The sequence below is a fragment of the Atlantibacter sp. RC6 genome (assembly GCF_014193285.1).
Classification (GTDB): Bacteria; Pseudomonadota; Gammaproteobacteria; order Enterobacterales; family Enterobacteriaceae; genus Atlantibacter.
The window spans coordinates 18334-33586 of record NZ_JACHZE010000007.1 but is presented as its reverse complement, the minus strand read 5'-3'; the positions used below and the strand labels follow the sequence as shown (position 1 = coordinate 33586).

Annotated in this window: 14 protein-coding genes; 7 read left to right on the top strand and 7 right to left on the bottom strand. The window is 54.4% G+C overall.

Annotation, left to right across the window (positions count from 1 at the left end; translation table 11 throughout):
• Positions 1-47: 47 nt before the first annotated feature.
• Together FHW74_RS15730 and FHW74_RS15725 are read left to right on the top strand one after the other, a co-directional pair.
• Entirely contained in the window at positions 48-281 is a 234-nt protein-coding gene (locus tag FHW74_RS15730; protein ID WP_183171326.1) for a type II toxin-antitoxin system Phd/YefM family antitoxin, read from the top strand.
• A 30-nt stretch (positions 282-311) separates the two neighbouring features.
• Positions 312-644 carry a type II toxin-antitoxin system RelE/ParE family toxin gene (locus FHW74_RS15725; protein WP_183171325.1) on the top strand — a complete coding sequence of 111 codons (333 nt, stop codon included), beginning with the start codon at positions 312-314 and terminating at the stop codon, positions 642-644.
• 122 nt (positions 645-766) lie between these two features.
• Here the strand turns inward: FHW74_RS15725 and FHW74_RS15720 are convergent, their stop codons facing one another.
• Positions 767-958 carry a YfgG family protein gene (locus FHW74_RS15720; protein WP_125294131.1) on the bottom strand — a complete coding sequence of 64 codons (192 nt, stop codon included), beginning with the start codon at positions 956-958 and terminating at the stop codon, positions 767-769.
• A 352-nt stretch (positions 959-1310) separates the two neighbouring features.
• On the opposite strand from FHW74_RS15720, the gene FHW74_RS15715 reads away from it, so the two are divergent.
• On the top strand, positions 1311-3548 hold the full coding sequence (locus FHW74_RS15715) for an EAL domain-containing protein (protein ID WP_183171324.1): 2238 nt from the start codon (positions 1311-1313) through the stop codon (positions 3546-3548).
• Here the strand turns inward: FHW74_RS15715 and ppx are convergent.
• The 4 genes from ppx to purM all read right to left on the bottom strand — a co-directional run bounded on the left by ppx (position 3545) and on the right by purM (position 9058).
• A complete protein-coding gene (gene ppx / locus FHW74_RS15710; protein WP_183171323.1) occupies positions 3545-5092 on the bottom strand; it encodes an exopolyphosphatase in 1548 nt (515 codons plus the stop codon). The two genes, FHW74_RS15715 and ppx, sit on opposite strands and share 4 nt — an antisense overlap.
• Before the next feature lie 3 nt (positions 5093-5095).
• On the bottom strand, positions 5096-7156 hold the full coding sequence (ppk1, locus tag FHW74_RS15705; protein WP_183171322.1) for a polyphosphate kinase 1: 2061 nt from the start codon (positions 7154-7156) through the stop codon (positions 5096-5098).
• 223 nt (positions 7157-7379) lie between these two features.
• Positions 7380-8021 (bottom strand): phosphoribosylglycinamide formyltransferase, encoded by a 642-nt coding sequence (gene purN, locus FHW74_RS15700; protein WP_183171321.1) that lies wholly within the window; start codon positions 8019-8021, stop codon positions 7380-7382.
• A complete protein-coding gene (purM, locus tag FHW74_RS15695; RefSeq protein ID WP_183171320.1) occupies positions 8021-9058 on the bottom strand; it encodes a phosphoribosylformylglycinamidine cyclo-ligase in 1038 nt (345 codons plus the stop codon). Before purM ends, purN begins: the two co-directional genes overlap by 1 nt.
• 223 nt (positions 9059-9281) lie before the next feature.
• Between purM and upp the strand changes: the two genes are divergently transcribed.
• The 3 genes from upp to FHW74_RS15680 all read left to right on the top strand — a co-directional run bounded on the left by upp (position 9282) and on the right by FHW74_RS15680 (position 12101).
• A complete protein-coding gene (gene upp / locus FHW74_RS15690) occupies positions 9282-9908 on the top strand; it encodes a uracil phosphoribosyltransferase (RefSeq protein ID WP_002463640.1) in 627 nt (208 codons plus the stop codon).
• Positions 9909-10015: 107 nt separating this feature from the next.
• A complete protein-coding gene (gene uraA / locus FHW74_RS15685; protein WP_183171319.1) occupies positions 10016-11302 on the top strand; it encodes a uracil permease in 1287 nt (428 codons plus the stop codon).
• A 97-nt stretch (positions 11303-11399) separates the two neighbouring features.
• The gene (locus FHW74_RS15680) at positions 11400-12101 is read left to right on the top strand and encodes a DnaA inactivator Hda (RefSeq protein ID WP_221192391.1); all 702 of its coding nucleotides are present in this window, start codon (positions 11400-11402) and stop codon (positions 12099-12101) included.
• Between the two features lie 32 nt (positions 12102-12133).
• Here FHW74_RS15680 and arsC read toward each other — a convergent pair whose 3' ends face one another.
• Both arsC and bepA read right to left on the bottom strand, forming a co-directional pair.
• Positions 12134-12490, bottom strand: coding sequence for an arsenate reductase (glutaredoxin) (gene arsC / locus FHW74_RS15675; protein WP_183171318.1), 357 nt, complete (start codon positions 12488-12490; stop codon positions 12134-12136).
• 11 nt (positions 12491-12501) lie between these two features.
• Entirely contained in the window at positions 12502-13965 is a 1464-nt protein-coding gene (bepA, locus tag FHW74_RS15670) for a beta-barrel assembly-enhancing protease (RefSeq protein ID WP_183171317.1), read from the bottom strand.
• A gap of 210 nt (positions 13966-14175) precedes the next feature.
• Here bepA and FHW74_RS15665 point away from each other — a divergent pair, with 210 nt between their 5' ends.
• Entirely contained in the window at positions 14176-15243 is a 1068-nt protein-coding gene (locus FHW74_RS15665) for an AI-2E family transporter (RefSeq protein ID WP_125294141.1), read from the top strand.
• Positions 15244-15253 lie beyond the last annotated feature (10 nt).

Below are 15253 nucleotides of genomic sequence, written 5' to 3'. Positions count from 1 at the left end.
ATATAGTCTATATTTGAACCGAGGCATAACCTTTAGGCGAACGCATCATGAAAGTAGAGACAATCAGCTACGTTAAAAAGAACGCAGCGACGCTTGATCTGTCAGAGCCCATCCTGGTTACACAAAATGGTGTGCCTGCATATGTTATAGAATCCTATGAGCAGCAGCAGGAACGGGAAAAGGCCATTGCGTTACTGAAATTGCTGACCCTTTCTGAGAAAGATAAAGCTGAAGGGCGCGTCTTCTCGAAAGACCAGTTGCTGGATGGACTTACGGATTAAACGCAGCGCGCTCAACGTTAAGGGATTTCCATGGAACAGCAGGTGACCTTTGAGTACACGCTGACGTTAAAGCACTGCATTGACACAATAGCGGAATTCTTGCGCCGTGCTGGTGTGGAACCGCGTCCGGTTATCGCAGATATACTGGCACAGTTTGAGAGTACCGTTGGACAGTTCCCTTTGGGATGTCAGATTTGCCCCGAACTGCTCAAAATTGGCTGCGCTAAGTATCGGGAGTTTAACCACGTTGAAGGCTACCGGGTTTTGTATTCCGTAGACGGAACCTTAGTCACCGCGCATGCGATCCTGGCACATCGGCAGGACGTCCAGCAGCTGCTGTTTAAGCGTCTGATCATGGCCTGATAACCCTGACTATGTGTTGTAAAACCCCTGTGCGCAGGGGTTTTTCTTTTTCGGCTAACGGTAAATTACCCGCAGCTTAATCAGGCAGGTCAAAACCAACCGAAGGGCAATCAAGAGGAAACTTAGCGCTGCTGCGGGGTATCGATGCTCAGGCTGATTTGCTGAGACTCAATTTTGTCCTGATGGTGGTACCAGGCGCCGATAGCGGAGTAAACGAAGCGGCCAAAGAGGAACAAGAAGCTAATTAGCAAGATAATGCGAGTCATTCGATTATTGAATCGGTGTCGTTTTCGCATACTGGTGGCCTGACTCACGCCATTTTCCTTTAGGTTTACCCGTCAACCGCGGGCGACGGACTTATTAAGTCATAGCCGGAGGAAGAGGTCAATTATTCATCATGTAAAAATAATGACATTATGATTAGCTTAGGTTATTTATGTGATAAAAATATTCAGTATGTGTATCATAAGTGATTAATTCTTAAAAAATACTTACGCTTCGGGCGGACTTTTTCCTGTCATTTGACCCACATCAATTGCCGGTTTGTTAACCTAACTAAAATTTGCGTCTCTTCTGCTTGCGCTTAAATGAGCTTGCAGCGTTAACGGTTGGTTGGATGCCTGCCTTCTTTTCCCTCTGGATAATGGGAGCGTTTATCGGGCATCTATGCATCTGGTAACCTGGTATCATCGAAATAAAGATAAATGGTGGTGTTTACCGCTGTTTCTTCCTCTGCTTTTGCTTCCCATCGCCAGGCTCGCGAATACCCATGCGCATATCGATGAAGGCATGGTGGTACTTTATTTTCTGCCGCTGGCATTGATGCTCGCGCTCATGCTGTTTTTCGGCTGGGTGGCGATACCGGGGCTGATACTGGCGATTGTAATTAACTACCGCCACAAAGTCGGGCCGCTGGATCTCTTCGTCACCACCATCCATTTTCTGCTGTCGACCATCATTAGCTGGGGCGGCTATCGAATCTTTGAGACGCGCCGTTTCGCTGTTTCTTATGGCAACGGCAACGTGAATATTCAGCGTATGTTCTGGCTGGTGTTCTGCAACGCGTCGATATTTATGATGTTGTACCAGTTTTTCAACTTTTTCGGCCTGTACGATCGGTCAGCCAGTCTGGTAGGGGAGAACCCGTTTAATATTCGCGCGTTGGTTAACTATCAGGGGGTATTAGTCGGTTGCCTGACGGGCGCGCCGCTGTGTTACTTCGTCATTCGCACCATTCGCCATCCGCGCTACCTGCGTTCCTGGTATTCGCAAATGAAACGCCAGTGCGATTCGCGTGTGAAACGCTCTGAAGTCATCCTGTGGTTTGCCGTGCTAGCGGGGCTGGTTTCCCTGCTGTTATCGGTGCCGGAAGAGGAAAACAGTTCGATTTTCACCACCAGTTATACCCTCTCGTTACTGTTGCCTGTCATGCTTTGGGGCGCGATTCGCTTTGGTTATTTATTTATCATCACGGTCTGGAGCCTGCTATTGCTCCTGCTGTGCCATTATTACGAGCGCTACCTGCCTGTCTCGCCGGGATATGAGCTACAGATCGTTATCAGCTCCTCCTGTTATTTTGTCTATTCCCTGACGATTATGGTCATGGCTAAGGTCGCCACATGGCAGCGCAATATCCATAACCGCGGCCGGCGTCTGGCCTTTATCGACCCGCTCGTCCATATGCCTAACCTGCGGGCGTTGAATCACGATTTGGGCAACTATCCGTGGTCGATGCTGTGTTTTTTGCGCGTCCCGGAGCTGGAATTGTTAGGGCGGCATTATGGCGTCACGCTACGCATTCAATATAAACAACAGCTCGCCGCCTGGCTCAGAGAGGTATTAAATGAGGATGAGCTTACCTACCAGCTGTCGGGGCATGACCTCGTCATTCGGTTAAGCACGCATAATCATGAAGAACGCATCGCTATCCTGCACGAAAAGGTCAATGCGTTTCGCCTGATTTGGGATGGCTTGCCGATCCAACCGCAGGTGGGCATGAGCTACTGTTTCCTGCGCTCGCCGGTAAATCATCTGCATATCCTGTTGGGTGAAATGAGCTCTATTGCCGACTTATCACTCTCCACCCATCATCCGGAAAGTTTACAGCGCCGGGGCGGCAGTCAGTTACAGCGCACGGTAAAAATCAAAGTTGAGATGATGAACCTTCTTCAGACGGCGCTGGATAACGATCGTTTTGCGTTAATGGTCCAGCGCGTGGAAGGCGTACGCGGCGATTGTTACTACGAAGTGCTGCTGCGCATGCTGGATGAACACGGTAATATCATTAAACCAGGCGAATTTTTACCGGTGGCGCATGAGTTTGGTTTATCGTCGCGTATTGACCTGTGGGTACTGGAAAAAACGCTACGTTTTATTGACCAGCATCGCGCCGTGCTGCCCGCATTTCGCTTTGCCATTAATTTAACGCCATCCTCTGTTTGCCGGGTGCCGTTTGCGGGCGAGGTTAAAACGATGCTGGCGAAATATCAGGTAGAGCCGTGGCAGCTTATTTTTGAAGTGACCGAGAGCCAATCGTTATCGAATATTGAGCAAGTCAATCTGACGCTGACCGCGCTACGCAATCTCGGCTGCCGTATCGCGATTGATGATTTTGGCACCGGCTACGCCAGCTATGCCCGGTTTAAAAACGTCACCGCTGATATTTTAAAAATCGACGGTAGCTTTGTGCGCAACCTGCTTTCCAGCAGCATGGATTACCAGATTGTCGCGTCGATTTGTAATCTGGCGCGCATGAAAAACATGCAGGTGGTGGCGGAATATGTCGAGAGCGAAGAAATTCGTGATGCCCTGCTGACGCTCGGTATTGATTATCAGCAGGGATTTTTGATCGGCAAACCGCAGCCGATTGACAGCCTGGTTAACGCGCCAACAAACGGGAGTTAGCCGTTGGCCGCCGCGTCAGAGATCTGTTCTTCTTCAATCAGCAATTTCCATCCGGTTACGGATTCCCAGTACTGCTGCTCGCGTTCCAGGTCCAGCAGCACCAACGCGTTCTGGTTAAACCAGCCGTTGGGGAAACGCAGCGTCCAGTGATTGTCATCGACTTCAAGCACCAGCGTCGGCGGCGTGGTGGTCGACTGGCGCTGGTTGTTCAGCAGAACGCCTAAGCGGAACAGCTGAATTAGCGGTAAATACTGTTTTTTCTTGAACAGGGCGAAGCGCGGCAGCTCATCCAGCTTTACCGCTTTACGATGATAGCGAACCAGTGTCGCCATCAGCATCTGCTGCTCCTGGTTGAAGCCCGGCAAATCGCTGTGTTGCAGAATATAAGCGGAGTGGCGGTGCAATCCGCTATGGTTGATGCTCAGCCCCACTTCATGCAGCAGCGCCGCCCATTTTAACAATGCCGAGAGTTGCGGGTCGGCAAGTTTTGGCTGCTGCGCCTGCCACTGATCGTACATCAGCGTGATGGTATCTAACACCCGATGGGCCTGATCGCGATCGATATGGTATTGGTTCGCGAGGCTTTGCGCGGTGCGGCTGCGAATGTCCTGATGGCGGAAACGGCCCTCCATTTCATACAGCACCCCTTCGCGCAGCGCGCCATCGGAAAGGCGCAGTTCGCGGATGGCCAGTGCGTCAAACACGCCGCATAAAATCGCCAGACCCGGTACAAACACCGCTTTACGCTCTTCTGACAGTCCCGGCAGGCTGAGCGCGTTAAAGGATTTATGTTGCAGCACTTCGCTACACACTCTTTCCAGGCGCTCCGGGGTAATCAGCCCGTCTTTTTCGCCCATCGCCAGCAGCACTTCGTGAGTCGCTTTAATCGAGCCGGAGGCGCCAAGCGCCACATTCCAGCCCTGAATGCGGAACTGCCAGGCGAGGTTTTCCAGTTTCTGCACCGCAGCCAGCCGCGCGCGGCGGAAGTTTTCCGGGCTGATGGTGCCGCCGGGAAAGAACATCTGCGCAAAGCTCACGCAGCCCATACGGCGGCTTTCCACCAGCCTGGGCTCGAAATCTTCGCCGATCACCAACTCCGTCGAGCCGCCGCCGATGTCGATCACCAGCTTACGGCCCTTCTCCGGCTGGGTATGCTCCACGCCCATAAAAATTAACCGCGCTTCTTCGTTGCCGGAAATAATCTCGATGGGGTAGGGGATGACCTCTTTGGCACGCTTAAGGAATTCCGCCGCGTTTTGCGCCTGGCGCAGCGTGTGGGTCCCGACAATACAGACGTTTTCCGCAGAGAAACCCTGCAAACGCTCCGCGAACAGCGACAGGCAGTTCAGACCGCGTTCCATGGCCTCCTCGCTAAGGATACTGTTTTCATCCAGACCATCCGCCAGGTGGACGCGCTGTTTAAGCCGTCCGATGATCTGCATCGCGCCGTCCACCACGCGGGCAATCACCATATGGAAGCTGTTGGAGCCAAGGTCGACCGCAGCGAACTCCTGCGGTCGGGGAGCGTTTTGAGTTATCGGCATAGATTATTCTGGCTGTTCGAGTGATTTGATGTATTCGTAAATCGCTAACTGGCCGCGCAGTTTACGGCGGTTGCCGCGCGGAACATAGCGGTTACTCAGTTCTTTGTCGATGTAGCGTGCTTTTACCGTATCGTTGAACAGCAAATCAAGGATATCGATAATGCGCTGTTTCAGCCGCGGGTCGAGCAGCGGCGTCGCCACCTCAATACGGTAATCAATATTACGGGTCATCCAGTCAGCGGAAGAAAGGAAAACTTTTTTATCGCCGCCGTTTTCGAATACGTAAACCCGGTCATGTTCCAGGAAACGGTCCACGATACTGATGACTTTAACGTTATCGCTGATGCCTTCCAGTTGCGGTATCAGCGAGCACATGCCGCGGATCAGCAGGTTCACCGGGACGCCGGAACTGGATGCCGCATACAGCCGGTCCACCAGGCCCTTATCGACCAGGTTGTTCAGCTTCAGGGTGATACCGCAAGGCAGGCCGCTCTGGGCGTTGGCAATCTCTTTGTCGATCATTTCATACAGCAGGCGACGCGAGTTTTGCGGCGATACCAGCAGATAATCGAACGTAACCGGGCGATACGGGTTCTCAATAAAGTTAAACACCCGGCGCACTTCGTTGGTGATGCGCGCATCGGCGGTGAGCAACGAATAATCGGTGTAAAGCCGGGCGGTTTTCTCGTTAAAGTTGCCGGTGCCGATATGGGCATAACGCACCACGTCCTCGCCCTCTTTACGGGAGATCAGGAACAGTTTGGCGTGAATTTTCAGCCCCGGCGCGGAGAAGATAACGTGCACGCCCGCTTCGGTCAGGCGTTTCGCCCAGTGGATATTGGCTTCTTCATCGAAACGCGCCTGCAATTCCACCACCACGGTGACCTTTTTACCGTTATGCGCCGCGTGGATCATCGCGTCGATAATGCGCGAATCTTTGGCCACGCGATAAATATTGATTTTTATCGCCAGCACGCTTGGGTCGAATGACGCCTGGCGCAGCAGTTCCAGCACGTGCTCAAAGGTGTGATACGGGTAATAGAGCAACACGTCGCGCTCGCGAATGGCGTCGAAGCCGTTGCGGAACTTATCAAACCAGATATGGCGCAGGCGCGGCAGCGGTTTGTTCACCAGATTGGCTTTGCCCACGTTCGGGAAACTGATGAAGTCTTTAAAATTGTGATAGCGGCCGCCGGGCACGATTGAGTCATAGCGCGAAATCGATAACTTCTGGCGCAGCATTTCCACCATGGCGTCGGGCATATCGCGCTGATACACAAAGCGCACCGGCTCTGCCGTCAAACGCTGTTTCAGGCTGGAAGACATCAGTTCCAGCAGGCTGGACTCCATCTCGTGCACCAGGTCGTATTCAGCGTCGCGGGTCATCTTCATCGAATAGGCGTTGAGCGCATCGTAGTCGAAGAAGCCTTTAAAAATGTCGTCCAGGCAGAAGCGCAGAATGTTATCCAGCAGGATCATCGGCTTGCGGCGGCGCGGTGTTTCCGGCGGCAGATTAACGAAGCGCGGCACTTTATCAGACGGGATTTCCAGCAGCGCATAGCGTATTTCCTCGCCGCGAATTATCTCGACCGCCAGATAGGTGTAATCGTCTTTTAAAAATTGCACCAGGTCGGTATCGCGATACAGCAAAATCGGTGTGATGTGCTGGCGCAAATAGTGTTTGAAATAGTGACGCAGCCAGCCCTGCTGGTTCTGGGAAAGCTGGCGCTCGTTGATCAGGAATATCTGGTTACGCGCCATCTCCAGCAGCAGATCGTTATACAGCCCGTCAAATTCCTGATCGGCTTTAAGAACGCGCGACTGGATCTTGCCCAGCAAATGACGCGAATGGGAAGTGATGCCTTGTTCTTCGCTAATCAAAATGCGGCGCTTCAGTTCGGCGAAGCGAACCTTATAAAACTCATCAAGATTATTGGAATAGATCCCCAGAAAACGCATCCGCTCGATCAGCGGGTTGCTTTTATCCGCAGCTTCCTGCAGCACTCGCTCGTTAAATGACAGCCAACTGAGCTCTTTCTCGATGTAAAGTTTTTCCTGACCCATGACTACTGACACTCCGGTTATCTCACTCGGGACGTGGAAAATCCGTCTCGATACTATTATGGCGAGCTAAGACCCGCGATGTCCAACGATGCCACAAAAGTATGACAGCTACATGAGCGCGGTGGCGCTAAGTGACTTTTTTACTTCATTTATTCTTCATAAACCCCAAAAACAAAACAGGCCCGGTATTCACCAGGCCTGACATGTTAAACGCGTTCACTTTTTACTCTTCAGACGCATAGCCCTGAGCAGGCAGCGGTTTGCCGTCCAGCCAGGCTTCGTTACCGTGCATGGTCAGGCGGCCTTCCATAAACCAACTGACCACCAGCGGATAAATGGCGTGCTCCTGGGCCTGCACCCTGGCTGTCACATCCTCTTCATCATCGCCTTCGAACACCGGCACCGTCGCCTGTAAAATCACCGGTCCGCCGTCCAGCTCATCGGTCACAAAATGCACCGACGTGCCATGCTCTTCGTCGCCGTTTTCCAGCACCTGGCGATGCGTATGCAGGCCGGGATATTTTGGCAGCAGGGAAGGGTGGATGTTGATTAACCGGCCACGATAATGCGCCACGAAAGCCGGGCTCAAAATGCGCATATAGCCAGCCAGCACCACCAGATCCGGGGCGTAGGCGTCAATTTCCAGCATTAATTCACGATCGAACGCTTCGCGGCTGGCGAATTGGTCCGCCGTCAGCGCATGGGCGGGAATGCCCGCCTCTCTGGCGCGTTCAAGGCCGAACGCGTCGGCCTTATTGCTGAATACCGCGCTAATGGTGCCGTTGATTTTCTTTTGTTGGCAGGCGTCGATAATGGCCTGCAGGTTGCTTCCATTGCCGGAAATCAGCACCACGATGTGTTTCATTACTCAATAACCACGCGTTGTTCGGAATCAGAAGCTTTGATGATACCGATTTTCCATGCCGTTTCACCACGCGCATTGAGTAAAGAAATCGCTTTTTCGGACTCGCTCGCAGGCAGGGCGATCACCATTCCCACACCGCAGTTAAATGTGCGATACATCTCGTGTTTACTGACGTTGCCCGCGTTTTGCATCCAGTTGAATACCGCAGGCCACTGCCAGGAAGCTTCGTCGATCACGGCCTGGGTGTTGTCCGGCAGAACGCGGGGGATATTTTCCCAGAAGCCGCCGCCGGTCAGGTGCGCGATTGCGTGGACGTCAACCTGCTCGATCAGCTCGAGAATGGATTTGACGTAAATACGGGTCGGTGCCAGCAGGTGATCCGCCAGCGGTTTACCTTCCAGCTGGGTGGTCAACGGGTCGCAACCGCTGACTTCAACGATTTTGCGCACCAAAGAATAGCCGTTGGAGTGCGGGCCGCTGGAGGCCAGGGCAATCAGCACGTCGCCGTCGGCAACTTTAGAACCGTCGATAATCTCTGACTTCTCGACCACGCCCACGCAGAAACCCGCGACGTCATAGTCTTCACCGTGGTACATGCCCGGCATTTCCGCCGTTTCGCCGCCGACCAGCGCACAGCCGGACTGCAAACAGCCTTCGGCGATGCCGCTGATCACGCTGGCGGCGGTATCCACATCCAGTTTGCCGGTGGCGTAGTAGTCGAGGAAGAACAGCGGCTCAGCGCCCTGTACCACCAGATCGTTAACGCACATGGCGACCAAATCGATGCCGATAGTGTCGTGACGTTTTAAATCCATCGCCAGACGCAGCTTCGTGCCGACGCCGTCGGTGCCCGATACCAGAACCGGCTCGCGATATTTCTGCGGCAGCGCGCACAATGCGCCGAATCCGCCCAGTCCACCCATCACTTCCGGGCGGCGAGTTTTTTTCACGACGCCTTTAATACGGTCGACCAGAGCATTGCCTGCATCAATATCAACACCGGCATCTTTATAGCTGAGAGAGGTTTTATCGGTCACTGCACAATCCCCACGCGGTTGCGGTAGTAAGAAAACGCGGCAATTCTAGCAGCGCAGGCAAACGTTTGCGAGCCTCTTGTTTAGCGCGTTTAAAATCTTTTGGCGTAGACTGATTCCAGTTCGGTTGATCCCGATCATGACCATTAGATATGGCGCAGCGGCGAAAAAGCGGTATAATCCGGCGATTTTTTTTGTGGCTGCCACCTTTCTGGGGAGAAAGAGTATGAAGATCGTGGAAGTGAAACACCCACTCGTCAAACACAAGCTCGGGCTGATGCGTGAAAATGATATTAGCACCAAGCGCTTTCGTGAACTGGCCTCGGAAGTGGGCAGCCTGCTGACCTATGAAGCGACGTCCGACCTCGAAACCGAAAAAGTGACTATCGAAGGCTGGAACGGCCCGGTGCAGGTTGAACAAATCAAAGGCAAAAAAATTACCGTGGTGCCGATCCTGCGTGCCGGACTGGGCATGATGGAAGGCGTGCTGGAACACGTGCCGAGCGCGCGTATCAGCGTGGTAGGCATCTATCGTAATGAAGAGACGCTGGAGCCGGTGCCTTACTTCCAGAAGCTGGTTTCCAACATCGACGAGCGTATGGCGCTGGTGGTTGACCCGATGCTGGCGACCGGTGGCTCGATGATCGCCACCATCGACCTGCTGAAAAACGCAGGCTGCCACAGCATTAAAGTGCTGGTGCTGGTTGCCGCGCCGGAAGGTATCGCCGCGCTGGAGAAAGCGCACCCGGACGTGGAGCTGTATACCGCCTCCATTGACCAGGGATTGAACGAGCACGGATACATTATTCCGGGCCTCGGCGATGCCGGCGACAAGATTTTTGGTACTAAATAAATGAATTAGCTAAAAAAGCCGACTTTGATAGTCGGCTTTTTTTTGGATTGTTCATTACTCATCGTTATTACACAACACGCTAAAACAACACTTCAGAGGAAAACACTATGACGCGCCGTGCTATCGGGGTAAGCGAAAGACCACCGCTGCTTCAAACTATCCCGCTTAGTTTGCAGCACTTGTTCGCCATGTTTGGCGCAACCGTGCTGGTGCCAATCCTGTTTCATATTAACCCGGCCACCGTTCTGCTGTTCAACGGCATCGGGACCCTGCTGTATCTGTTTATCTGTAAGGGCAAAATCCCGGCCTATCTCGGGTCGAGCTTTGCGTTTATCTCGCCGGTGTTGTTACTGCTGCCGCTGGGCTATGAGCTGGCGTTGGGCGGTTTTATCGTCTGCGGCGCGCTGTTCTGCCTGGTGGCGTTGATTGTCAAAAAAGCCGGCACCGGCTGGCTGGACGTGATGTTCCCGCCGGCGGCGATGGGCGCGATTGTTGCGGTTATCGGTCTGGAACTGGCCGGCGTGGCGGCCAATATGGCTGGCCTGTTACCCGCAGAAGGACAAATGCCGGACTCCACCACCATTATCATTTCGCTGGTGACTCTGGGCGTAACGGTGTTTGGTTCTGTGCTGTTCCGCGGTTTCCTGGCGATTATCCCGATCCTGATTGGCGTGCTGGCGGGCTACGCGCTCTCCTTCGTGATGGGCGTGGTTGATGTCACGCCGATTAAAGAAGCGCACTGGTTCGCGCTACCAACGTTCTACACCCCGCGCTTCGAGTGGTTCGCTATTTTCACCATCCTGCCTGCGGCGCTGGTGGTGATTGCCGAACACGTCGGCCACCTGGTGGTGACCGCCAATATCGTGAAAAAAGACCTGATCCGCGATCCTGGCCTGCACCGCTCAATGTTCGCCAACGGCTTCTCCACCATGATCTCCGGTTTCTTCGGCTCCACGCCGAACACCACCTACGGTGAAAACATTGGCGTGATGGCGATTACCCGCGTTTACAGTACCTGGGTTATCGGTGGCGCGGCGATTATCGCGATCCTGCTCTCCTGCGTCGGTAAACTGGCGGCGGCGATCCAGATTATCCCGGTTCCGGTGATGGGCGGCGTGTCGCTGCTGCTGTACGGGGTGATCGGCGCGTCCGGTATTCGCGTACTGATCGACTCCAAAGTGGATTACAGCAAAGCGCAAAACCTGATCCTGACCTCGGTGATCCTGATCATCGGCGTCAGCGGCGCGAAAGTGCATATCGGTGCGGCGGAGCTGAAAGGTATGGCGCTGGCGACCATTGTTGGCGTGCTGCTGAGCCTGATTTTCAAACTGATCAGCGTACTGCGCCCGGAAGAAGTGGTGCTGGACGCGGAAGATCAGGAAAAAGCCTCCTGATCGTGGCAAGCCGGGCGGATCTGCCGCCCGGTTCAATACGCGGCCTTTTCTGTGATAAACTCAACGCGATTTTACTCAGGCACTGGTTGAGGTCTCTCTGAACACACCGGCACAGCTCTCTTTGCCACTCTATTTACCCGATGACGAAACTTTCGCAAGTTTCTGGCCGGGGGATAATCCTTCTTTATTAGCCGCGCTGCAAAATGTGTTGCGTCAGGAGCACAGCGGTTATATCTACTTCTGGTCTCGCGAAGGGGCAGGGCGCAGCCATCTGCTGCATGCGGCGTGCGCGGAACTCTCGGCGCGCGGCGACGCGGTAGGTTATGTCCCGCTGGATAAGCGCACCTGGTTTGTCCCGGAAGTGCTTGATGGCATGGAACAATTATCGCTGGTGTGCATCGATAATATCGAATGCATCGCGGGGGACGAGCTGTGGGAAATGGCGATTTTTAATCTCTATAACCGCATTCTCGAATCCGGTAAAACCCGTTTGTTGATCACTGGCGACCGGCCGCCGCGCCAGCTTAATCTCAAACTGGCTGATTTAGCTTCGCGCCTCGACTGGGGGCAAATTTACAAGCTTCAGCCGCTGTCGGATGACGACAAATTGCTGGCGTTACAGTTGCGGGCGCGCCAGCGCGGGTTTGAACTGCCGGAAGACGTAGGACGCTTTTTGCTCAAGCGGCTGGATCGGGAAATGCGCACCTTGTTTATGACGCTGGATCAACTGGATCGCGCATCGATTACCGCGCAGCGCAAGCTCACGATCCCGTTTGTCAAAGAAATTCTTGGACTGTAACCGCAGGCAGACTCACCTGCGGTTAAGGCGTGTTACAGGATCTCCAGCACCGACTCCGGCGGGCGGCCAATACGGGCATTCCCCTCGGTTACCACAATCGGGCGTTCAATCAGTTTCGGGTGTTCTACCATCGCGGCGATAAGCTGCGCTTCCGTCAGCGCTGGGTCGCCGAGCTTTAACTCGCTATAAATCTCTTCTTTCTGGCGCATCAAGTGGCGCGCGCTGCTGTAACCCAGCTGTTTGAGCAATTGCTTCAGAGTTGCCGCATCCGGCGGCGTCTCCAGATACAGCACCACTTCCGGCTCGATGCCGTTTTCTTTCAGTAAATTCAGCGTTTCGCGGCTCTTGGAGCAGCGCGGGTTATGGTAGATCGTGACCGTACCAGACATTTGTTCTCCTGTTACATTTTCTCATAAGGGCGGAATCGCATTTGCAGCTGGCGCAGCTGATCTATACGCGCATCATAACGGGCCTGTTGCAGGCTACCGACTTTAACCTGCGAGCTGGCGCTGCTTAACAGTGAAATGGACTGATCGAGCCTGCCCAGCAGTGCCATCACTTCCGCGCGCGCCGCCAGTTCCTGATCGCGGTTGCCGAGCGCGGCCTGCGCCTGGGCCAGCAGATCCCAACCGTTGGAATCATCCGGATGGGAGAAGGTGTAGCGGTTAAGGATTTTCACCGATTCGCCGGGCTGTTTCGCTTCAAGGTAGGCGTTCGCCAGGTTGAGTTGCAGCACCGGGTCGTTTTTCAGATCCGGCGCGTTTTTCAGGCGATTTACCGCATCACTGGCCCTGTTTAGCCCGAGATCGATATCGGTCGCCAGATCGAGATACCACGGATTACCGGGCTGGGCGGTAATCAACGGCTGCAATAGCGTGCGCGCCTGTGCGAAGTTTTTCCCTACCATCGCCTGTAGCGCTTTGCCATAGGCGGCCGCGTGTTGTTCACGAACGTTGCCTTTCGCCCAGGCATCGAGAATATCGCTGGTAAGCTGGTTGCGCCCGGAGTTGTACATCCCCAGGGTACGCGCTTTCGCCATATAGAAATCTTCCGACGACTGCGCCACGACCGGGCGCATCTGATTGGCGCGGTTACGGGCATCGGAGAGACGGCTTTCCGGCAGCGGGTGCGTCAGCAGGATTTCCGGCGGACGCGACGAATAGCGCGCCTGATCGAGCAGTTTTTCCAGGAAAGTGGGCATCGCCTGCGGGTCAAAGCCGGAACGCTGCAGCACCTGGATGCCAATACGGTCCGCTTCTTGTTCATTCTGTTGGGTAAAACTGATCACGCCCTGCTGGGTACCGGCAAGCGTACCGGTCAGTGCCGCCATACCGGCCTGCGGGCTGGCCATGGCGAGCAGAATCGAACCCAACGCGCCCACCCAGGTGAGCGGCGCATTGCGCTTTTGATCTTCCATCGCACGCGCCAGGTGACGCTGGGTGACGTGAGAAATTTCATGCGCCATCACCGATGCCAGCTGGCTTTCATTATCGGCGTAACGGAACAGCGCGGTGTGCAGCACCACGTTACCGCCGAAGAAGGCGAAGGCGTTGATTTCGTCGTTATTGATCAAAAAGAAATGAAACGGCGTGCGCACCGAGTCTGCATGGGCGACCAGCCGCATTCCCAGACCGTTAATGTATTGCACTAACAGGGGGTCGTTGACGAGCGGCGCGCTGCCGCGCAGTTGGCGAACATAGTAATCGCCCATCTGCATTTCCTGACCAATGGAAAGGGTGCTGCCCGCCGACGTCCCCATATCGGGGAGTTCGCTGGCGCTCTGCGCAAAGGCGGGGAGCGTCTGGCCTGCCATCATGGCGGTAATGAGCGTTGCAATCAGTGTCTTTTTCAACTGCCTGAACATAACCACGTCCTGTCTGTCTGGGATCTCTTTTTGACCTGCGCGACGCCGCTTTGTTCATTGCTGAACAACAGGCTATCTGAGCGAGGAAAAGATATCTTAGTGAGCCTGAATGCGATTGTCTTGAGGGGGGCCAGAAAAAATGGGCTCTTTTTTTGTTTCGTTTAGATACAATCCGAATAGCGCTTTAGCTGGTACCTCAGGGAAAGAAAGATGCTCGATATGTTAATGCAGTGGTATCGCCGCCGGTTTTCCGACCCGGAGGCGATAGCGCTGCTGGTCATTCTGGTTGCGGGTTTTTGCATCCTGTTCTTTTTTCACAGTCTGTTAGCGCCGTTGCTGGTGGCCATCGTGCTGGCGTTTTTACTGGAGTGGCCCACGGTGCGTCTGGAACGTATCGGCTGTTCACGCACCCTGGCGGCGACACTGGTGCTGGTGCTGTTTATCGGCATCGTGCTGGTGATGGCGTTTGTGGTGATCCCGGTGGCCTGGCAGCAGGGCATCTACCTGATCCGCGATATGCCGGGGATGCTCAATAAGCTGTCGGATTTTGCCGCCACTCTGCCCAAACGCTACCCGGCCCTGATGGACGCGGGGATTATCGACGCCATGGCGGAAAATATGCGCGCCCGCATGACCGTGGTGGGGGATTCAGTGGTGAAATTCTCGCTGGCCTCGCTGGTGGGACTCTTAACCCTCGCTATTTACCTGATCCTGGTGCCGCTGATGGTGTTTTTCCTGGTGAAAGACAAAGAGCAGATGCTGAATGCGGTGCGCCGGATCTTACCGCGCAATCGCGGGCTGGCGGGCCAGGTCTGGACCGAAATGAATCAGCAGATCACCAACTATATTCGCGGCAAAGTGCTGGAGATGGTGGTGGTGGGCGTCGCCACCTGGATTGGCTTTCGTATTTTTGGCCTGAATTATTCGCTGCTGCTGGCGGTACTGGTGGGGCTGTCGGTCCTCATTCCCTACATCGGCGCGTTTGTGGTGACAATTCCGGTGGTGTGCGTGGCGCTGTTCCAGTTTGGGCTGGGCACTGAGTTCTGGAGCTGCTTCGCGGTATACCTGATTATCCAGGCGCTGGACGGCAACCTGCTGGTGCCGGTGCTGTTCTCCGAAGCGGTGAACCTGCATCCGCTGGTGATTATTCTCTCGGTGGTTATTTTCGGTGGGCTATGGGGATTCTGGGGCGTATTTTTCGCCATCCCGCTGGCGACGCTGATTAAGGCCGTGGTTCACGCCTGGCCGGACGGGTTATCGGTGGAAGAGAACCCGTAGCGCCCACAAA